Annotated in this window: 17 protein-coding genes; 8 read left to right on the top strand and 9 right to left on the bottom strand. The window is 33.8% G+C overall.

Annotated features, from left to right (window positions below):
- Window position 1 precedes the first annotated feature (1 nt).
- Both truB and CDH50_RS02025 read right to left on the bottom strand, forming a co-directional pair.
- Window positions 2-691, bottom strand: coding sequence for a tRNA pseudouridine(55) synthase TruB (gene truB, locus CDH50_RS02030; RefSeq protein ID WP_100610214.1), 690 nt, complete (start codon window positions 689-691; stop codon window positions 2-4).
- Window positions 691-1,476 carry an undecaprenyl-diphosphate phosphatase gene (locus tag CDH50_RS02025; RefSeq protein WP_100610213.1) on the bottom strand — a complete coding sequence of 262 codons (786 nt, stop codon included), beginning with the start codon at window positions 1,474-1,476 and terminating at the stop codon, window positions 691-693. Before CDH50_RS02025 ends, truB begins: the two co-directional genes overlap by 1 nt.
- Window positions 1,477-1,613: 137 nt before the next feature.
- Here CDH50_RS02025 and CDH50_RS02020 point away from each other — a divergent pair, with 137 nt between their 5' ends.
- Window positions 1,614-2,741, top strand: coding sequence for a glycerate kinase (locus CDH50_RS02020; RefSeq protein WP_100610212.1), 1,128 nt, complete (start codon window positions 1,614-1,616; stop codon window positions 2,739-2,741).
- Here the strand turns inward: CDH50_RS02020 and CDH50_RS02015 are convergent, their stop codons facing one another.
- The 3 genes from CDH50_RS02015 to CDH50_RS02005 form a co-directional block, all read right to left on the bottom strand.
- Entirely contained in the window at window positions 2,742-2,996 is a 255-nt protein-coding gene (locus CDH50_RS02015; protein ID WP_100610211.1) for a DUF3098 domain-containing protein, read from the bottom strand. It lies immediately after the preceding gene.
- Between the two features lie 116 nt (window positions 2,997-3,112).
- Window positions 3,113-3,991, bottom strand: coding sequence for a cell division protein FtsX (locus CDH50_RS02010; RefSeq protein WP_100610210.1), 879 nt, complete (start codon window positions 3,989-3,991; stop codon window positions 3,113-3,115).
- Between the two features lie 104 nt (window positions 3,992-4,095).
- A complete protein-coding gene (locus CDH50_RS02005) occupies window positions 4,096-5,001 on the bottom strand; it encodes a DMT family transporter (RefSeq protein ID WP_100610209.1) in 906 nt (301 codons plus the stop codon).
- Window positions 5,002-5,166: 165 nt separating this feature from the next.
- Between CDH50_RS02005 and CDH50_RS02000 the strand changes: the two genes are divergently transcribed.
- From CDH50_RS02000 to CDH50_RS01975, 6 genes are all read left to right on the top strand, one after another.
- A complete protein-coding gene (locus tag CDH50_RS02000; RefSeq protein ID WP_100610208.1) occupies window positions 5,167-8,130 on the top strand; it encodes a leucine--tRNA ligase in 2,964 nt (987 codons plus the stop codon).
- Window positions 8,130-8,435 carry a DUF6370 family protein gene (locus tag CDH50_RS01995; protein ID WP_100610207.1) on the top strand — a complete coding sequence of 102 codons (306 nt, stop codon included), beginning with the start codon at window positions 8,130-8,132 and terminating at the stop codon, window positions 8,433-8,435. Before CDH50_RS02000 ends, CDH50_RS01995 begins: the two co-directional genes overlap by 1 nt.
- A 3-nt stretch (window positions 8,436-8,438) precedes the next feature.
- Complete coding sequence (locus CDH50_RS01990; protein ID WP_100610206.1) at window positions 8,439-8,693, top strand: SemiSWEET family sugar transporter; 255 nt, start codon at window positions 8,439-8,441, stop codon at window positions 8,691-8,693.
- A 231-nt stretch (window positions 8,694-8,924) separates the two neighbouring features.
- Window positions 8,925-10,025: an alanine dehydrogenase gene (gene ald / locus CDH50_RS01985; protein WP_100610205.1), complete on the top strand. Its 1,101-nt coding sequence runs from the start codon at window positions 8,925-8,927 to the stop codon at window positions 10,023-10,025.
- A gap of 88 nt (window positions 10,026-10,113) precedes the next feature.
- Window positions 10,114-10,812 (top strand): zinc metallopeptidase, encoded by a 699-nt coding sequence (locus CDH50_RS01980; RefSeq protein ID WP_100610204.1) that lies wholly within the window; start codon window positions 10,114-10,116, stop codon window positions 10,810-10,812.
- Window positions 10,813-10,886: 74 nt separating this feature from the next.
- Window positions 10,887-12,659, top strand: a complete 1,773-nt coding sequence (locus tag CDH50_RS01975) for a MutS-related protein (RefSeq protein WP_100610203.1) — start codon at window positions 10,887-10,889, stop codon at window positions 12,657-12,659.
- A gap of 41 nt (window positions 12,660-12,700) precedes the next feature.
- Here the strand turns inward: CDH50_RS01975 and CDH50_RS01970 are convergent, their stop codons facing one another.
- Window positions 12,701-13,723, bottom strand: a complete 1,023-nt coding sequence (locus CDH50_RS01970) for a glycosyltransferase family 2 protein (RefSeq protein WP_100610202.1) — start codon at window positions 13,721-13,723, stop codon at window positions 12,701-12,703.
- Window positions 13,724-13,764: 41 nt separating this feature from the next.
- Window positions 13,765-14,562: a glycosyltransferase family A protein gene (locus CDH50_RS01965; protein ID WP_100610201.1), complete on the bottom strand. Its 798-nt coding sequence runs from the start codon at window positions 14,560-14,562 to the stop codon at window positions 13,765-13,767.
- Between the two features lie 490 nt (window positions 14,563-15,052).
- Between CDH50_RS01965 and CDH50_RS01960 the strand changes: the two genes are divergently transcribed.
- Window positions 15,053-15,829, top strand: coding sequence for an amidohydrolase (locus CDH50_RS01960; RefSeq protein ID WP_100610200.1), 777 nt, complete (start codon window positions 15,053-15,055; stop codon window positions 15,827-15,829).
- On the opposite strand, the gene CDH50_RS01955 is transcribed toward CDH50_RS01960, so the two are convergent.
- Complete coding sequence (locus CDH50_RS01955; RefSeq protein WP_100610199.1) at window positions 15,819-17,429, bottom strand: Ig-like domain-containing protein; 1,611 nt, start codon at window positions 17,427-17,429, stop codon at window positions 15,819-15,821. The genes CDH50_RS01960 and CDH50_RS01955 overlap by 11 nt on opposite strands.
- Before the next feature lie 97 nt (window positions 17,430-17,526).
- Entirely contained in the window at window positions 17,527-19,662 is a 2,136-nt protein-coding gene (locus CDH50_RS01950; RefSeq protein ID WP_198513420.1) for a CRTAC1 family protein, read from the bottom strand.
- Between the last annotated feature and the right edge of the window lie 167 nt (window positions 19,663-19,829).

Here is a 19,829-nt window from a genome sequence, read left to right as displayed (position 1 = left end):
CTTAGTCGTTGAGTGACGCAATAAAATCGACAACGGTAATAGCATCAGCTACATTAAAGTCGCCAATTTTTGTTCTTCTTAAGGCTGATAAGTGCGCGCCGGATTGCAAAGCTTTACCAAAATCATGTGTTAAAGACCGGATGTAAGTACCTTTGCTACAAACCACTCTAAAGTCAATATTTAGGGCATCTATTTTGGTGATTTCAAATTCCGAAATGCTGACGGTTCTTGCTTTAATCTCAACATCTTCACCAGCTCTAGCAAATTCATAAAGACGTTTCCCATCTTTTTTTATAGCTGAAAAAACGGGCGGATATTGTTGAATGTCACCAATAAATTGTTTTGTAGTTTCTTCAATTAATTTAGGAGTGATATGTTCGGTTGGAAAGGTTTCATTAATCTCGGTTTCCAAATCGTATGAAGGTGTAGTACTTCCTAAAACTAATGTCCCTGTATATTCTTTTACCTGTGCTTGAAACGTATCTATTTGCTTGGTCATTTTACCGGTGCAAATTATTAAAAGTCCTGTTGCCAAGGGATCTAAAGTCCCAGCATGCCCAACTTTGATGTTTTTAAGTTTGAAGGTTTGCTTAAGTTCCCAGCGTAATTTATTGACGACTTGAAAAGACGTCCAGTGCAAGGGTTTGTCTATGAGTAAAATTTGACCCGATTGATAGTCTTCCGCAGTCATTAAATGATGGTTAACTTTTGAATAAAGAAATGAATGATAAGAATGCAAGCTCCTGCGATGATTCTATAATATCCAAAAACTTTAAAACCGTGTTTGCTTAAATAATTAATGAAAGATTTAATAGCAATTAATGCCACAATAAAACCAACAACATTACCAATAATTAAAAGGTTCACTTGGTCTTGGGTCAACTCAAAACCTGCTTTATAATAATCATAGCTTTTTTTTACGGTAGCTCCCAACATGGTTGGAATGGCCAAGAAAAAAGAAAATTCCGCAGCCACAGTTCTTGATAATTTCTGACTCATGCCACCAACAATACTCGCGCCACTTCTAGAGACACCTGGAATCATTGCCAAACATTGAAAAAAACCAATTTTTAAAGCTGTTAGATAGGAAATCTCGGTGCCTTCTTCATTACCAAACCAATCATCAACCTTTAATAATAAAAAACCACCAATAATTAATGAAATGGCAACAGTAATAGGGTTTTCCAATAAGCCGTCAATGGCATCGCTAAATAATAAGCCTAGAATAACCGCTGGTATGAAAGCGACAAACAATTTAAAATAGAAGTCTAAACTTTGGAAAAATCGCTTGAAATAAAGAACGATAACTGACATAATTGTTCCCAACTGAATGACAATGGTGAAAAGTTTTGTAAAATCTTCTTGAGCAATACCAAAAAATGAAGATGCAACAATCATGTGTCCAGTAGAAGAAACGGGCAAAAATTCCGTTAGACCTTCTATAATGGCTAGGATAATAGATTCAATTAAATTCATATGGCAAAAATATATAATAACACCAGTTAAACATATAATTAATATTAATAAATATATCATGAGTTAACTAAAATAAAGCATTTAAATCTTTCGGCTTTGTTATATTTGTTTATGACCCAAACCTTGATAAGTTTTGTATGAAATTTGTAATCGCGCCAGATAAATTTAAAGGCTCTTTAACGGGTTTGCAATTTTGTAAAATTGTAAAAGAAAGCTTAGAAAAGTTGCTGCAAGATGCCGAAATACTTGCTTTGCCACTTGCTGATGGTGGAGATGGTACTGTTGATGTTTTGGAGTATAATTTAAAGAGTAAACGTATAAAAGTAAATGTTAAAGACCCTCTGTTCAGATCAATTAATGCATCTTATCTATATATAGATTCTATCAAAACGGCATTTATTGAAATGGCAGTAGCTTCTGGCATGGCTCTTTTAAAGCCATATGAACAGAATTGTTTTTATACCACGTCACTTGGTACTGGTGAAATTATTAAGGATGCTATTGAAAAAGGAGCAAAAACAATTATTCTAGGAATTGGAGGTAGCGCAACCAATGATTGTGGCATTGGTATGGCTAAAGCTTTGGGTTATAAATTTGAAGATGAGGATGGTTATGAGCTCAGTCCTATTGGTAGTAACTTATCAAAAATTCATTTTATAAATAGTGATAATGTTCCAGAAATCTTAAAGCATATAAAGTTTAAGGTGGCCTGCGATGTAAATAACCCGTTATTCGGAGAAAATGGCGCTGCTTTTATTTATGGCCCACAAAAAGGTGCTTCTAAAGAGGAAATAGTAGTTTTAGATGAAGGTTTGAAGCATATTTCAAATATATTTCTAAGGCATTTCAAAAAAGATGTTCAAAACATTGAAGGAGCTGGAGCTGCAGGGGGTATGGGTGCTGGAGCGATGGTTTTTTTAGATGCAGAATTGCAATCTGGTATTTCTTTGGTTAAGGATTTGATAGATTTTGATGAGAAAATTAAAAATGCTGATTGGATTATTACGGGTGAAGGCAGATTAGATTCACAAACGCTTTCGGGCAAAACCATTCATGGGGTTTTAAAATCTGCAAGTCAAAATAAAATTCCTGTTGCTGCATTATGCGGAATTTCAACACTTTCAAAAGAAAAAGCGAATAGTTTGGGGATTTCCTATTTAGATTCTATTGTTAATGAGGCGGAAAATTTGGAAGATGCCATAGCAAATGCTGAATATTATCTTTCAAAAATGGCAACCAAATTTGCCAAAAGTATCATGGGATAATTATTCCTTATCTGGGTTTAGCAAAATAGCATATACTTGAATACCAAAACCAATTAAAATTAAAGTTGGTGCTAAACGAATACGTCTCCAACTAAAAATATCTGGGTTAAAAACATTGGGGTCGTCACTGCCGCCACCAGCCATGAGGATAAAGCCCAAAGCGATACAAGCCAAACCTATAAACATGAATTTGTAATTTTTTCTACCAAAAACAAATCCGCTTTTAGACTCTTCTTTACGTTTTTTTTCTCCCATAATTTTCTTTCTCAGAATATTTTAATGCAAAATAACAGATTTATTTAAAACAATAGTGTTAATGGAAATCTAATTTAAGACCCAAGACCCACTACCCAAGACCCAGAACCCAAGACCTAATAATATAGATCGTCCGTCTTCAAATTTAAAAAGCGTTGTGTGGCAATATGTGTGCTTATCCAAGTGATCACGATTCCCAAGGCGAAAACACCAACAAATAAAAGTGTCACCAATACAGGATTGCTAAGCAATTGCAATTCACTAAAAGTTTTGTTTAAATAATACAGAACGATGGCCATACCAATTAAAGCTACAACTGCGCCAATGATGCCTAAACGAACACTTTGCCAAACAAAGGGGCGCCTAATAAACTGTTTGGTAGCCCCAACCATTTGCATGGTTTTTATGGTGAATCGTTTGGAATATACCGCTAATCTAATCGAACTATTTATTAGTAATACCGCAATGAGGGTAAAAATACCACTTATGACCAATACCCAAAAACTGATTTTTTTAACGTTATCGTTCATTAAGTTTACTAAGTCGTTATCATAAGTCACTTCATCTACAAAGTTTTTGGATGCCGCTTCTTCAGAAATTTTTTCAAGTTGTTCCGAAGTCACAAAATCTGCTTTTAAATGGACATCAATACTATTTTGCAACGGATTGTATCCCACAAAATCCATAAAATCTTCACCGTTTTCGGCTTTCATAATCTCGGCAGCCTGTTCTTTGGAAACATATTCAATAGACTTTACATAATCAGACAAAGCCAAACTTTTTTCAAGTTGTTTGGTTTCAACTTCTTTTGCCGATTCTTTCAAATAGATAGTAAGCACCACCTGTTCTTTAAAATGATCAGATACTTTTTTGGCGTTAAGCACCAACATTCCCAATAATCCTAATAAAAAAAGTACCAAAGCAATACTTAATACCACTGAAAAATAAGAAGAAATAAGTCGGCGTTTTTGGTCTTTTTCAAATCTTGAACCCATACATCATGTCGTTGAAGTTGTAAAAATAATAAAGAAATCTTATTACTTAGGGTTTACTAGGTTTAAACTTTAAATATTGTTTTTTATTGCCTGTTTAATTGCCGCTATTTTTGTGGTTTACTTACCAAGTACACACCTACAACTACAAGCAAACAACTTAATATTTTTATTAAATTAATGTCTTTTGAATAGGTGTCATCCATGAATGTATAAGCCAAAATGCTTACCATAATAAAACTCACCGCAGGTTGAAAATAAATATAACTGCTATTCACAGAAGGCGAAACATGATTAAGGGCATAAATATTTAGAAGATACGCCAGAAAGGTTGTAAATAACACCATATAGCCCGCTATTAAGTAGGAGTTTAAAGTAAAGGCTTCAAAATCTGTGGTTAATACATTATCAATGCCAAACGGAAAAACGATGACAAATCCAATTAAAAACATCCAACTAATAACCGTTATGGGATGGTATTTTTTCATCAAGCTTTTTGCCAAAACAAGAAAAAGTCCGTAAAAGCAGGCATTTAGAAAGATGAACAAATTGCCGAGGAACGAACTGGTTCCAATAGCTGTATTGCCATATATAATGAGTGTAATGGCGCCGATACCACCAATGGCAATGCCTAATAGTTTGTTTTTTGTAATGCGTTCTTTTAAAATAAACAAACTAAAAACCAAAACAACTACAGGTGTTAGCGTCATAATAATGGACGCATCAATGGGCGATGTTAAACTAATACCATGAAAAAATAACAACTGACTGGCTGCACCACCAAACAAGCCGCACATAAGAAATATGAGCAAATCTTTTTTCTCAATGCGTTCCCTAGTAAGCGAGAATTTAATCAGCCAAAATAAAAGTGTACAAACACCAAGTCGAATAACAACCATCGCAGTCGGATCAATTTTTTCGGGCATAATGCCTTTGGCTATGATATAACTAGCACCATAAATGGTATTGGCTCCTAGTAAAGCGGCATGGGCTTTGGTTGAATTGCTTATCAAAAAGGAAGTGTTTTTAAAACGGCAAAATTACAACTTGCATTTTAAATGAAACTTAAACTGGATTATTTATTTCTATGAAAGATGAAAGTGATTAAATAGGAAATAACCTTTTCATTGTTAACCAATAAGTTTAAATTTGCGCTTTTATAAGCGGAAAAAATTATAATGAATTACAATTTTAACGAGATAGAAGCCAAATGGCAAAAATATTGGGCCAAAAACCAAACGTTTAGAGCAGAAAACAATTCTGAAAAGCCTAAATATTATGTGTTAGATATGTTTCCGTACCCCAGTGGTGCCGGTTTGCATGTTGGGCATCCGTTAGGGTATATCGCTTCCGATATTTATGCACGTTACAAACGCCATCAAGGTTTTAATGTATTGCATCCGCAAGGGTATGATAGTTTTGGCTTACCAGCTGAACAATATGCCATTCAAACGGGACAACATCCTGCGCTGACGACCGAAGAAAATATTAAAACATATCGCCGTCAATTAGATCAAATTGGTTTTTCTTTCGATTGGTCTCGTGAAGTGCGAACCTCTGACCCAAGCTATTACAAATGGACGCAGTGGATTTTCATTCAATTGTTCAATTCTTGGTATAATAAGGATAGTGATAAAGCCGAAGACATCTCAGAATTGATAAAAAGATTTGCTTCGGAAGGCAATTCAAAAATAAATGCCGTTTGTGATGATACTATACAAACTTTTTCTGCTGAAGAATGGAAAGCATTTGATACCATCAAACAACAACAAATTTTATTACAATATAGACTCACCTATTTAGCTGAAACCGAAGTGAACTGGTGCCCTGCATTGGGAACGGTGTTGGCAAACGATGAAATAGTCAATGGTGTTTCAGAACGTGGAGGCCATCCCGTTATCCGTAAAAAAATGACTCAATGGAGCATGCGTATTTCTGCTTATGCCGAACGTTTGCTTCAAGGTTTGGAAACCATCGACTGGACAGAATCCTTAAAAGAAACCCAACGCAACTGGATTGGAAAATCGGTTGGAGCTCATGTGGAATTCAGAATTCAGAATTCAGAATTCAGAATTACCGTATTTACGACACGTCCCGACACCATTTTCGGAGTGTCATTCATGACATTAGCTCCAGAACACGAACTCGTATCGCAAATCACAACACCAGCACAAAAAGCTGAGGTTGAAAACTATATCGAAGCCACCGCCAAACGTAGTGAACGTGATCGTATGGCCGATGTAAAAACCATTTCAGGAGCGTTTACAGGAGCATATGTAGAACATCCTTTTACCAAAGAGCCCATTCCGGTATGGATTGGCGATTACGTGTTAGCTGGCTATGGAACAGGCGCCGTGATGTCCGTACCATGTGGTGACCAGCGCGATTACGATTTTGCAAAACATTTTAATATCCCGATCCCAAATATTTTTCAGGGCGCAGATATTTCAAAAGAAGCTTTTGCGGATAAGGACAAAACCATTATTGCTAATAGTGATTTTTTAAACGGATTAAACTATAAAGAAGCGACCAAAAAAGTCATTGCCGAACTTGAAAAACTAGGACAAGGACAAGGAAAAACCAATTACCGTTTGCGTGATGCGGTGTTTAGTCGCCAACGTTATTGGGGCGAACCCTTCCCAGTGTATTATGTAGATGGTATGCCACAAATGATTGATGCCAAACATTTACCCATAAAATTACCGGAAGTTGAAAAATATTTACCAACTGAAACTGGTGAGCCACCTTTAGGGAATGCCACCGTTTGGGCTTGGGACACGACTAAAAATGAAGTAGTTTCAAATGACTTAATTGACAATAAAACGATCCATCCTTTAGAACTCAACACCATGCCAGGTTGGGCAGGCAGTTCCTGGTATTTTAACCGTTATATGGATGCCCATAATGAAAACGAATTTGCCAGTAAAGAAGCCTTAAACTATTGGAAAGATGTCGATTTATACATTGGCGGTAGCGAACACGCCACCGGCCATTTATTATACTCCCGTTTTTGGCAAAAATTCTTGTTTGATAAAGGCTTGGTGCCTGTGGATGAATATGCCAAAAAGCTGATTAACCAAGGGATGATTTTGGGGACAAGTGCTTTAGCATATAATTTAAGATTCGATTTTAAGTTCAGAGATTCTACTGGTGAAATAATAGAGATTAGTGGATTTGAAAACATATTAGTTTCCAAAAGTTATATTGAAAATTTTGATTTTGATTTTTGGCATCCTAATTATCCAGATAATTATAGAAATTGGCATGTAGAAGAAATTATGAGTTATGAACAGATAAGAAAACCAATCGTGTCTTTTCATCCAATTCATATTGATGTTTCTTTGGTTAATGCATCAGATGAATTGGATATTCAGGGATTGAAGAATTGGAGGTCGGAGTATAAAGATTTTAAATTTAAATTAGAAGAAGACGGAACTTTCAAAGTAAAAAGAGAAGTCGAAAAAATGTCCAAATCTAAATACAACGTCGTCAATCCAGACCAAATTTGTGAACAATACGGAGCCGACAGTTTACGTCTTTACGAAATGTTTTTAGGCCCTTTAGAACAATACAAACCTTGGAATACGGCAGGAATTACAGGCGTTCATGGGTTCCTTAAAAAACTTTGGAGATTGTATGTTGATGAAAACGGATTGCTTGTAAACGATGCTGAACCAACTAAAGACAACTTAAAAACGCTTCATAAAACCATTAAAAAAGCACAAGAAGATATTGAGAATTTTTCGTTCAACACCTCAGTGTCCACGTTCATGATTGCGGTAAATGAATTGACGGCTCAAAAATGTACCTCCAAAGATATATTAGAACCCTTACTGATTTTATTGTCGCCTTATGCACCACACATCGCAGAGGAATTATGGGAAAAGTTGGGACATACCGAATCCATTTCAACAGCGCCATTTCCAAAATTTGATGCCAGCCATTTGGTAGAAAGCAGTAAAAATTACCCGATTTCTTTCAATGGAAAAATGAAATTCACTATGGAGTTGCCCATGGATTTTAATGCACAACAAATTGAAGAAGCGGTCATGGCTCATGAAAAAACCCAAGAACAATTACAAGGCCGCACTCCTAAAAAAGTGATTATTGTTCCCGGGAAAATAGTAAACATTGTAGGTTAATGAAAAGCAGTTTCCTTTTGTGTCTCTTAATTTTAAGTGTTTCTTGTAATAAGCATAAAACACAAAAGCAAACTGTAGAATTGTCTTGTGGCCAATGCCAATTTGGATTGACTTCGCAAAAAGGTTGCGATTTAGCAGTTCGTTTTAATGATAAAGCTTATTTTGTAGATGGAGCGCATATAGATGAATTCGGTGATGCTCATGATGAAAATTCGGGATTTTGTGAAGTTGTTAGAAAGGCAGAAGTTGAGGGCGAATTAATTAATAATAGGTTTAAAGTAACAGCCATAACGTTACTGGATTAATATATGGAAATCATCGGATTTATTGCAGCAACACTCACTACCGCAGCCTTTTTGCCACAAGTCTATAAAACATGGAAAACCAAGGATGTTTCCGCGCTATCGTTACCCATGCTTCTCATGTTTTTTGTTGGGGTTTTTATTTGGCTGGTATATGGTTATTATAAAAACAGTCCGTCTATGATCATGGCAAATGCCATTACCTTGTGTTCCGCCTTTTTGCTCATTTATTTCAAGATAAAATACGCCAAAAATCCTTGAAAAACGAACTCGTTTTAGTGTATTTTCAGCAAATCAATCATTTCGTCTAAAAAAATTCACAAAATCTAATATATATTCCATTATTCTCAATCTATTATTTTAATTTTGCAATGAAGTGACTATTCAAAAAATTAAATAATTATGAAATGAGCCATAACAAATCTTGAATCTTATCAAGAGGATAGTTGGCGCATGGCATCTGACCATTAAAAAAGCAAATAATTTTTACAGATGAAAATTGGCGTTCCCATAGAAATTAAAAATAATGAAAACAGGGTAGGCATGACGCCTTCTGGCGTTTTTGAACTAACTAAAAGAAACCATACGGTTTACGTGCAAAAAAATGCAGGTTTTGGAAGTGGTTTTTTCGATAAAGATTACATCAAGGCTGGTGCCACCATTCTTGAGACCATTGATGAGGTTTATGCTGTGGCAGATATGATTGTTAAGGTTAAAGAACCTATTGAAACGGAATATAGTCTTATTAAGCCCAATCAAGTGGTATTTACCTATTTTCATTTTGCCTCTAGTGAAACACTAACTCAAGCGATGATAAAAAGCAATGCTATTTGTATTGCTTATGAAACGGTTGAAGATGCCAATGGTTCGTTGCCATTATTAATCCCCATGTCTGAAGTAGCTGGAAGAATGTCCATTCAACAAGGAGCAAAATATTTGGAAAAGCCCATTAAAGGACGTGGTATTTTGTTGGGAGGTGTTCCGGGAGTACCTCCAGCACATGTGTTGGTTTTAGGTGGTGGCATTGTGGGTATTCAGGCTGCTAAAATGGCTGCTGGATTAGGAGCCAATGTTACTATTATGGATATTAATATGAATCAGTTGCGGTATATTTCAGATATTATGCCTCCAAATGTGAATACTGAGTTTTCAAGTGAATATAATATTAGAAGGCATTTACCAAAAACAGATTTAATTGTTGGTGGCGTATTAATAAAAGGCGCCAAAGCGCCTAAATTAATCACGAGGGACATGCTTAAAGACATGCGCCCCGGAACCGTCATCGTAGATGTGGCGGTCGATCAAGGTGGTTGTTTTGAAACTACTAGGCCAACCACCCATGAAGATCCTACATATATTATTGATGATGTAGTGCATTACTGTGTTGCCAACATGCCCGGAGCCGTTCCTTATACATCTACAGTAGCGTTAACCAATGTCACCTTGCCTTACGTTATTAAATTAGCAAACGAAGGATGGGTACAAGCTTGTCAAAATAGTGCGCCATTAAATAAAGGATTGAATATTGTGAATGGAAAGATTGTTTACAAAGAAATTGCTGAAACATTTAATTTGGAATTTTCGGCATCCTAACTATTTTTATCTGACAAAATTTCATATTGTATAATTGGCGTTATTATTGCTATATTTATTTCGTAAATTAATTTTAAAATAAAAAGAAATGATTGGATATTATATATTAATAGGTGCGATTGCACTTGTAAGTTGGTTAGTCAGCAGTACATTAAAACGAAAGTTTGAAAAATACTCTAAAGTACAATTGCGTAATGGTATGAGCGGTAAAGAAATTGCCGAAAAAATGCTGGCAGACCATGGTATTTATGATGTGGAGGTTATTTCAACTCCTGGGCAGTTAACAGACCATTATAATCCGAAAAATAAAACGGTTAACTTAAGTGAATCGGTTTATAACCACCGTAATGCAGCAGCAGCAGCAGTGGCAGCTCACGAATGTGGTCATGCGGTACAACATGCCAAAGCATACGAATGGTTAAAAATGCGTTCTGCTTTGGTGCCGATTGTAAGTGTCACCTCTGGGATGTCTCAATGGATTGTTTTTGGTGGATTGATGTTAGGAGCTGCAGCTGGTCTTGGTTTTGGATATTGGGTTGCCGTAGCAGGCTTAGTAATGATGGGATTTGCAACATTATTTAGTTTTGTCACATTACCAGTAGAATATGACGCTAGTAACCGTGCATTGGCTTGGTTAAAAAACAAAAATATGGTATCCCAACAAGAATATGCGGGCTCTGAAGAGGCACTTAAATGGGCAGCTAGAACCTATTTAGTGGCAGCTATTGGTGCACTAGCGAACTTAGTATATTGGGGATTCCAAGTGTTTGGTGGCTCAAGAGATTAAAAAAATTAAAGTTTTACAAAGCCCTGAATTTTTCGGGGCTTTTTTATTTGTATAATTTGTATTGAAAATTAAGAATGAATAATCCTTTAGAATATTACCAAAAACATTTAGAAAGTTATAAGGCAGAGGTAAGCAAACTTTATAAAAAAATGACTGCTTTAAGTTTGTACCGGCTTTTGGTTTTTGTTTTAACGGTTTATGGTATTTATCTTGTGTTCGGACAATGGCAAGTGGCCGTTCTTATTGCAGTGATTGGAATTGCGCTGTTTCTTTACTTGTTATCTAAATACAATGATATAAAAACGGAATGGCGTTTTAATGAAGCCTTGGTAAAAATTAATGAAGAAGAAATCATCATTGCTTCGGGCGATTTTCATAATAGAAAAGATGGATTGGAGTTTCAAGACCCAACCCATTTTTATAGCTTAGACATTGATTTATTCGGACGAGGTTCTTTTTTTCAATTTATAAACAGAACCACCATAAAGGAAGGTTCTGAAGTGTTAGCCAATGCTTTAAAAGCTAATAATATAGAAGACATTGTTTCGAGACAGCAAGCCATAAAAGAACTCAGTTCTAAACCAGAATGGCGACAGTTTTATACGGCAAAATCCAGTTTTGTTCATGTTGATACGCCTGTAAAACAAATTATAACGTGGTTAAAAAATTACCAAGTATTTTTACCAAAATTCGCGAATTGGCTGCCTATGGGTTTCTCTATAGCATCACTAGTTATTTTTGGATTGATATTCTTTAATATCATAACAAATCAAGCCATTATTGGTTATTGGTTGCTTTTAGGTTTAGGTATTAGTGGAATTTATGTGAAAAAAATAAATGCGTTGTCAACTAACACAGATAAGGTTAAAGATACCTTTAGACAATATGCTTTGCTTTTGGATTTAATTGAGAACGAATCGTTTTCTTCTGAGTTATTACAACAAAAACAACAACAAATTCAGCAAGAAGGTAAAAAAGCATCTGCTATTTTCACAGAACTTTCAAAGGCGTTAGATGCTTTGGATAATAGAAATAATTTGATTTCAGCAATCTTTGGAAACGGACTTTTCCTTTCGGATATAAAAAACAGTTTTCATATTGAGAAATGGATTGAAGAACACGCCAATAAAGTAGCCGAATGGTTTGAAGTGGTATCCTTTTTTGATGCTTACAATTCTTTAGGAAACTTTGCTTTTAATCACCCAGCATTTGTTTTCCCCGAAATAATAGAAAAAGGAACGGTTATAAAAGCTGAAAGTTTAGGGCATCCCTTACTTAAAAAAGAGAAACGTGTAGACAGCGATGTTAGCATAAATAATGAACAATTTTTTATAGTAACAGGTGCTAACATGGCAGGTAAAAGTACTTTTTTAAGAACAATATCTTTGCATATTGTTATGGCAAATGTAGGGTTGCCAGTTTGTGCGAAGTCGAGTGGCTATTCACCAGTAAAACTGATAACAAGTATGCGAACAACCGATTCTTTAACCGATGATAGTTCGTATTTCTTTTCAGAATTAACACGTTTAAAATATATTGTGGATGCCATTCAACAAGAACCTTATTTTATTGTACTGGATGAAATTTTAAAAGGCACCAATAGCACCGATAAAGCGATTGGATCTAGAAAGTTCGTCGAAAAGTTGGTAGCTTCCCATGCTACAGGCATTATTGCGACACACGATTTAAGTTTATGCGCTATTGAAAATGAACTTGATGAAGTTAAAAACTACTATTTTGATGCTGAAATTATTAACGATGAACTTTATTTCGACTATAAATTGAAAGAAGGCATTTGTAAAAACATGAATGCCTCATTTTTATTGAAAAAGATGAATATTGTTTAATCTTATCTTTCCTGAGAAAGCAGGAATATTGATGGTTTATTTTAAATTAATTTACGAAATATCCGATATATTTTTATGGTTGGCGATATTAAATATTTTGAATTAAAAATAAACGACATGAATAAATAATTAAAACCATTATAATCCTTTCCTAAAAATTCATCTAGCGGATAAGCATTAATTTTTTTTAATTCAAACAGTTTTTCCTTGATTTTGGATATTTCGATATCTGATTTTGTCATTCTAACAAGCATGAAGAAAACAAAGCTTTGCTGTCTAGTTTTTAAACGGGCTCTGCATGCAGATATTTTTGGATGGTCTACTTTTTCCAATCGTTTTAGTTGAGTGTCAAAATCATACACATTCTTTTCGTAATCAGAGATCATCTTGAAATTGTGCGCCGCTGTTTTTGTTCTCATTATAGAATTGGGTCTTATATAGTATCGGTAGAAGTCTATTGAAGAAGATGCCATTCTTTTTGAATATGAAAATAGGTTCGCTGTAAAATTTGCGTCTTCAACAAATCTTCCCACGGGGAAAATTAATTTTGTTTTTATCAAAAAATCACGATTAATAAAGTACCACCAAGCATTATTTAAATAATTGTTTTGTGCTATATAGTTAATGCCATCAACAACGTCAATTTTTTCATTATTAATTGTATGTATGTTACTTGCTTCATAATCATTAAGTACTGGAACTTTTTTATATCGGATACATAATACATCCAATTGATGGGTTTCCAACAATCTTAAGATGTAGCCTAAGCAATTTTTTGATACATAATCGTCTGAATCAATAAAGTAAATATATTTTCCATTAGCAAGGTCGATACCTTTATTCCTTGCAGCACTCAGCCCTTGATTTTCTTGAGTATGTACATGAATGTTTTTATTATTTTTTGCATAATCTGAGGCAATTGATAAACTATTGTCTGTAGAGCCATCATTAATGACAATAATTTCGTAGTCGTTTGATGGAATGTCTTGATTCAATAAACTTTGAAGGCAATTTCCAATAAATTTTTCCACGTTATATGTAGGGACCACTAAACTTAGTAACATATCTTAATTTGATTATTTTTATTAGATCATAGATTGGTATTCTATTTGTATTCTACATGGTAAATTCCGAATTCACTTTTAATTTTTGTATTGAGGGTTTTTACCCGATATTTTTTTAGTTTTCTAATAATACTTTTAATCATAGTTAAACTAAAAAGATTGGTTGAATTAAGGTTTTTAATCATACTAGTAGACATGTAGTGATTTTCTCCATTTCCCATACTATATACAGAGCCTGGAATAGGGAATGGTTTTAAAGCTTTATCATCGGTTAATTTGATAGTTTGGTGGACATATAATAAATGTGGCTTTTGTTTAAATATATGATTTATAAGATTTGGTTTTACAATAATACATGTGCCACAAAGTGTATTAAAATTTTCCTTATTTAAGGAAATAAACTTATCACCTTCACGGTAAATGTATCCTTTTTTAAAATACCATCCCAATATATCTTCTGATTTATACTCATCAACATAAGCCGCAATTTTATTGGAGATGCAGTCATCCGCATCAGTAACCATAACATAGTCTTGTTCATATTTTTTTATATAGTCCAAGCCTGCCAATATTTTTCTGGCTTTGTCTTCTTCCTTTAACCCATCATGTTTATCTTTAGTTTCGGGGGTAAGTAGGGGTGGTTCAAAATCCACATGTATGAATTCCAGATTAGAATGTGCAAAATCTGTGTCAGGCTTCTCATGACAAACAACCACGACCCTAAATTTATCGGAGGTTTGGTTACATATAGATTTAAGGGTTCTTTCAAAAAGTTTAGAAAAATACCCCCAAGAATTAGAAACCTTTTTGCTTTTTACAGGAATGATAAATGTTAACATGATAGCACAATTAAAATTTTAAACTCAAAAATACACAATTTTTTATAAGTAGGAATTTATATATTATTTTAACGTTCAAACTACATTAATATACGATGATTGAAGTTATATATTGATGTTATGATGTGCTATTAATCATAATCAATTGTACATTAATATAGAGCTTGTCTTAAAAGGGACTTTAAGCCAGAAAAATAGTCATTTTTTTTGATTTGTAGATTAAAAATATAAACATTAACAAACTGTTTTTAAAATATAAAGCATTTGTATTTATTGATATTTAAAATTATATTATTAGTAAATATCCTATTACTATTATTTTAAAATTTTAATTATGTTAATTTTTAGAAACTTACTTTTGTTTGTCTAATAACATTTTTAATAAAGTGAAGATGATTGGCTTTTTTAATAATGAGATTTTTACATATAATAATTGAAAAAATCATTCATTTTAAATGTTTTAATAATTAAAAACAATTACTTTTAATACATGCAAGACAAACTTAAAGTAGCCATAATACAATCTAATTTGGTTTGGGAAGACCCTAAAGAGAATCGTAAAAATTTCTCTGAAAAAATAGAAACCATAAGTGATAGTGTAGATATTATGGTACTTCCAGAAATGTTTACTACGGGATTTACAATGAATGTTTCTTTAGTAGCAGAAACCATGGATGGAAAAACAGTTGTGTGGATGAAAAAAACAGCCTCCGAAACCAATGCGGCTATCATGGGAAGTTTAATTGTTTCTGAAAACAATAAATTTTATAACCGATTGCTTTTTGTAGAACCTTCTGGAGCTGTAACACATTATGACAAACGCCATACGTTTACGCTCGCAGGTGAAGGCAAAGTATTTGTTTCTGGCAGTGAAAAAATTATTATAGATTACAAAGGGTGGAAGATTTGCCCATTAATTTGCTACGATTTACGTTTCCCGGTTTGGGCAAGAAATGCTGAGAATTATGATGCTTTAATTTATGTTGCCAATTGGCCGAAACCTAGAATTTTAGCTTGGGATACCTTATTAAAAGCACGTGCTATTGAAAACATGAGTTATTGTGTAGGTGTGAACAGGGTTGGGGAAGATAAAGACCATAACGAATATTGTGGACATTCTGCAGTATATGATGTGTTAGGTAATAACATCACACCCATTAAGCCAAATAAAGAGCATATTGAAATAGTGGATTTAGATAAAAACCACATCAATTTTTATAGAAATAAGCTTCGGTTTTTGGATGATATGGATATGTTTACTGTTTGAGGAATTCAATAGGATGTATGTCGTCCCAATCTGCTCTAACAGGGGTGTTGATTTCGAAATGACTTGAATTTTCAGGTTGGATTTTTTTGAGATAATTTCCGGTATCATATTTTCTATTGCCATTAGCATCATGAATAACCCTAATAAGATATTTCCCTGGGACTAAATTCAAGAAATCTAAATCTTCTTGCATTGTAGAATATTTTTCATATTTAACCTCTCCTTTGTCATTAGTCAACTGAACGATAACAGGGTATGTCGCATTTAGTAATTGTAATCTCCAAGAACCAAAAGTATTCTTTTTGGGAGTCACTAATTTATAATTTAATGAGTCATTTGTATTTCCAAAAATATCTGTAAAAGTTTCAGGCAACACACTTATATTATAAGTATTCTCTTCGGTTTTTTTAAAATTTAATGATAATGCGTTTTTAATGGTGTCAAATGCCGAAGTAAAAGTAACTTGCGTAGAATCTTTATCTGTAATAGCAATTTTAGAAATGTCAAAAGATTTAAAAGGTGTTGTGCCAGAAATTTGAAAATCCTCATCATATCCAATACCACCACGGGGGGTTGTATTAATTGCTAAAGTATCTCTTTTATTATCTTTTAGTCTTACAACAAAATCTTGCTTAAAATCATCTTTAGATACATTAAAAACCAAAGAATCCAATTCTAATTTTGGCTGATACCAATAATAAAGTGTGTCGGTTTTTATATCTTTAGTAATTCTGGATGTAAAATCTTCAGGTACATCAGATTTTAAAGTAATTTTTATGTCTTTATAATCACCTTCATACCCAAAAGCAATTTTTTCACCAGCAACCAATAGTGGCCTAGTTGCATTAAAGTTAGTAGCTTCTTTGAAAAGTTTTAATGTATAGAGCGAATCTGTTGGGACATCTATAAAGTTTTTATGAAAGGCTATTTTGTCAGTTTTTTGCTGAAATTTATTATCGTTATTTTCATCCTTCAAGGCTACCAACATGTATTTGCCCGCTTTTACATTGTCTATTGAAAAAGTAGTAACACTATCTAAAGTATTGGTAATATATTTAGGTGGGTTTTTGTAAATAACGGAATCAGTAAATGTAGAATCCACTTCGTACAACATCACAGAAACAAACGTATCTGGAGCTAGTTTTTCAGCATCCAATATAGAGCCTTTAACCGAAAGAGAATCTATATAATCTCCCGTAGAGAAGACATATTTATAATATGGATAAGGATTACCTTCGTTATTATCAGTTATACTATTTCCAAAATTGAAGGCATATGTTGTTTTAGGTTGTAGGGTGTCATAAATTTTAATACTGATATATTTACTCGCGTTTCCAAGAGGTATTATTTCTGGTGGCGTATTCATTGGGGGAGAAATGATAAGCTGTTTTTGTATGTCTTTTATCTTAATATATTCATCAAAATAAATTTTAATGTCTTTACCATTAAAATGGATAGAATAATTTTCTGGCTCTGTTTTAATAATTCTAGGAGGGTCAAGGTCTTTTGGCCCACCTTCAGGATTGCCACGATTGGCACAGTTTATAAAAAGAGCGCTTATAAAAACTATTAAGATGAAATTTGAAAGGGTCTTATTCATTGCCAAATGAAACTTTTGCACAAACCTACATAATTTTAGAGATATAACGTAAGGGTTAAGTTTGTTTTGTATAACGCGGTAAACATCAATAAATTTTCTAGATATCTAAAGGTTTTAAATTAATATGTTGTGGTTGTGGATTCCCCTCGACAATTTTATAGAATGAGTTTAATTTGATGTTTTTAAATATTTGTTGCGTACGACTACCAGCCCAAATTATTTTTATTTGGATTATTTCTGAAGCTTTACCTAAACCGATTTCAGCTCTTAAAGTGGAACAACCAAAACTACCTCCAGAACTTATGGTGTGATAGATTTTGCGTTGTTTTCCATTTTCCATAGTGGTTACTTCTATTCTACTTCCAATGGCGGAACGGTTGGCTTTTGTCCCTTCTAATCTAATTGTTAGCCAATTATTTTCATTTTGATAAGGGTTTTTTAATAAAGAATTAAAGAAATTATCGCCTTCAAAAGCACCTCCCATGACAACATTTATATCTTGGTCGCCATCATTATCAATATCAGAAAAAGATACAGCATGCCCTTTTTGTATATTTCCAAAACCACCAGCGGTTGTTACGTCTTGAAAGTTTTCGGCAGCATTGTTTCTAAATACTATATTAGGAATAATGGATTGATAGCTAACTTCTCCGGTACTTAAATAAATATCTAAAAAGCCATCATTATCTAAATCACCATAATTGGCTCCCATAGCATATCCAATACGGTCTAGTCCCATTTCTGTAGAGACATTGGTGAAAACACCATTATTGTTTTTAAAAAGGCGTAAGGTTTCTGCTCGATAAGGTTCCCCTAAATATTCCTTAACAATTTCGGATGCGATTGAATTTAACCCCACTCGATCATAGCCAGCTACAAAAATATCTAGCCAACCATCATTATCATAGTCAAAAAACCATGTAGGAAAACTAGAAAAGGCCTCATCCAATCCAACGCTGGTTCCTATCTCATCAAATGTAATGTTGCCCTTTTTATCAACACCTTTGTTTATAAATAATAAATTTCTACTTGTTGGACGAACGGTAGAAACATAAATATCCATCCAACCATCATTATTAAAATCTCCCGCAGCAACCCCTTTTATAAAATTAGGGTTTTTGTCTTCACTTATAGTTAGTCCTGCACTTAATGTGTTTTTAGAAAAAGTACCATTCTTATTATTTATGTATAACTCACTCTCATTGATATCATTTGGCTCTGATTCATTTCCAATAAATAAATCTAGCCAACCATCGTTATTAAAATCAGCCCAAACCGCAGCTTGGGTTGGGTGAAATGATAACAAACCAGCTTCAATAGTTACATCTGTAAAGGTATCATCACCATTATTTCGCAACAAAGAGTTGGGTTGTTTGCCCGAAGTCCCCATCCAAGCGCCTCTTAAAATAAAAACATCTAAAAAGCCATCATTATTATAATCGGCTTGCACCATATTCAATCCGCCTCCAGTTTCCATAATGCCTGCTGTTTTAGATTTTTCAGTAAAACTGCCATCGCCATTGTTTACAAAATATCTTAGGTGGTGCGTAGGAAACCAACTAGAAACCATTACATCCAACAGGTTATCATTATTAAAATCATCTACCACACTACCACCAGAGAGTTCATTGACATTTAAGCCTAATTTAGGGGCAACGTCATCGAATTTTTTTAATGGATATTCAGATTCAAATGCACTTTCAGGGATTAGCCATTTTTCTGGAACGCCAGATGGATATTCGCCTAATGTCATGTAAGCAACATTTAATAACCAACGGCTGGCGTAATCGTGTGAGTTGTAAGTAAGAAATTCTTCATATAGTGAGATTGCTTTTCGTGAGCCTTCTTGTAAATGATGGAAGCCGTTTGCCTGAATGGGGACGATACAAGAGGCCGATGCATCATGATGATGGATGCAATTTTCTTGTTCCCCTAATCTCATATAAGCAATCGCCAATAAGGGGCCAATACTTTCTTCTTCATTAGTATTTAAAGTATATGTTAATAAACCCTTTTTGCTTTTCTCCCACAAAACTTCTAAAATTTTGATAGCATCTTTTGTTTTCCCAGCATATAAAAGCGCTTCACCTTTTTTTAAATCATAACTATCTTTCTGATTTGCTGGAGCTACTTTAGAAATACTATCAAAATACAGAACTCTAGCTGATGCAGCATAAAAATTTTCATGTGCAAAAAACTGTTCTTTGGCTGTTTTTTTAATGTGTTCAGCCATGGTCATTTCTTTTTTAACGCATGAAGTAATTACTAAGAGGAAAAATAGGGAATAGAATAAAAATTTTGATAAATACTTTTGAGTTTTAAGCATTTTTAAAAATATTAATAATTGAATTCATTGCAAAATTAAATTTTACACAAATTTACATTATTTTAAAGATTTTG

The sequence above is a fragment of the Confluentibacter lentus genome, from assembly GCF_002806995.1.
Taxonomy (GTDB): domain Bacteria; phylum Bacteroidota; class Bacteroidia; order Flavobacteriales; family Flavobacteriaceae; genus Confluentibacter; species Confluentibacter lentus.
Note: the sequence above shows the minus strand (reverse complement) of the source record. Positions and strands in the feature narration are given on the sequence as shown.

Excerpts from the sequence above, each read along its gene's own strand:
- truB (WP_100610214.1), bottom strand. The coding sequence starts at position 691 with ATGACTGCGGAAGACTATCAATCGGGTCAAATTTTACTCATAGACAAA.
- CDH50_RS02025 (WP_100610213.1), bottom strand. The coding sequence starts at position 1,476 with ATGAATTTAATTGAATCTATTATCCTAGCCATTATAGAAGGTCTAACG.
- CDH50_RS02020 (WP_100610212.1), top strand. The coding sequence starts at position 1,614 with ATGAAATTTGTAATCGCGCCAGATAAATTTAAAGGCTCTTTAACGGGT.
- CDH50_RS02015 (WP_100610211.1), bottom strand. The coding sequence starts at position 2,996 with ATGGGAGAAAAAAAACGTAAAGAAGAGTCTAAAAGCGGATTTGTTTTT.
- CDH50_RS02010 (WP_100610210.1), bottom strand. The coding sequence starts at position 3,991 with ATGGGTTCAAGATTTGAAAAAGACCAAAAACGCCGACTTATTTCTTCT.
- CDH50_RS02000 (WP_100610208.1), top strand. The coding sequence starts at position 5,167 with ATGAATTACAATTTTAACGAGATAGAAGCCAAATGGCAAAAATATTGG.
- CDH50_RS01995 (WP_100610207.1), top strand. The coding sequence starts at position 8,130 with ATGAAAAGCAGTTTCCTTTTGTGTCTCTTAATTTTAAGTGTTTCTTGT.
- CDH50_RS01990 (WP_100610206.1), top strand. The coding sequence starts at position 8,439 with ATGGAAATCATCGGATTTATTGCAGCAACACTCACTACCGCAGCCTTT.
- ald (WP_100610205.1), top strand. The coding sequence starts at position 8,925 with ATGAAAATTGGCGTTCCCATAGAAATTAAAAATAATGAAAACAGGGTA.
- CDH50_RS01980 (WP_100610204.1), top strand. The coding sequence starts at position 10,114 with ATGATTGGATATTATATATTAATAGGTGCGATTGCACTTGTAAGTTGG.
- CDH50_RS01975 (WP_100610203.1), top strand. The coding sequence starts at position 10,887 with ATGAATAATCCTTTAGAATATTACCAAAAACATTTAGAAAGTTATAAG.
- CDH50_RS01970 (WP_100610202.1), bottom strand. The coding sequence starts at position 13,723 with ATGTTACTAAGTTTAGTGGTCCCTACATATAACGTGGAAAAATTTATT.
- CDH50_RS01965 (WP_100610201.1), bottom strand. The coding sequence starts at position 14,562 with ATGTTAACATTTATCATTCCTGTAAAAAGCAAAAAGGTTTCTAATTCT.
- CDH50_RS01960 (WP_100610200.1), top strand. The coding sequence starts at position 15,053 with ATGCAAGACAAACTTAAAGTAGCCATAATACAATCTAATTTGGTTTGG.
- CDH50_RS01955 (WP_100610199.1), bottom strand. The coding sequence starts at position 17,429 with ATGAATAAGACCCTTTCAAATTTCATCTTAATAGTTTTTATAAGCGCT.
- CDH50_RS01950 (WP_198513420.1), bottom strand. The coding sequence starts at position 19,662 with ATGGCTGAACACATTAAAAAAACAGCCAAAGAACAGTTTTTTGCACAT.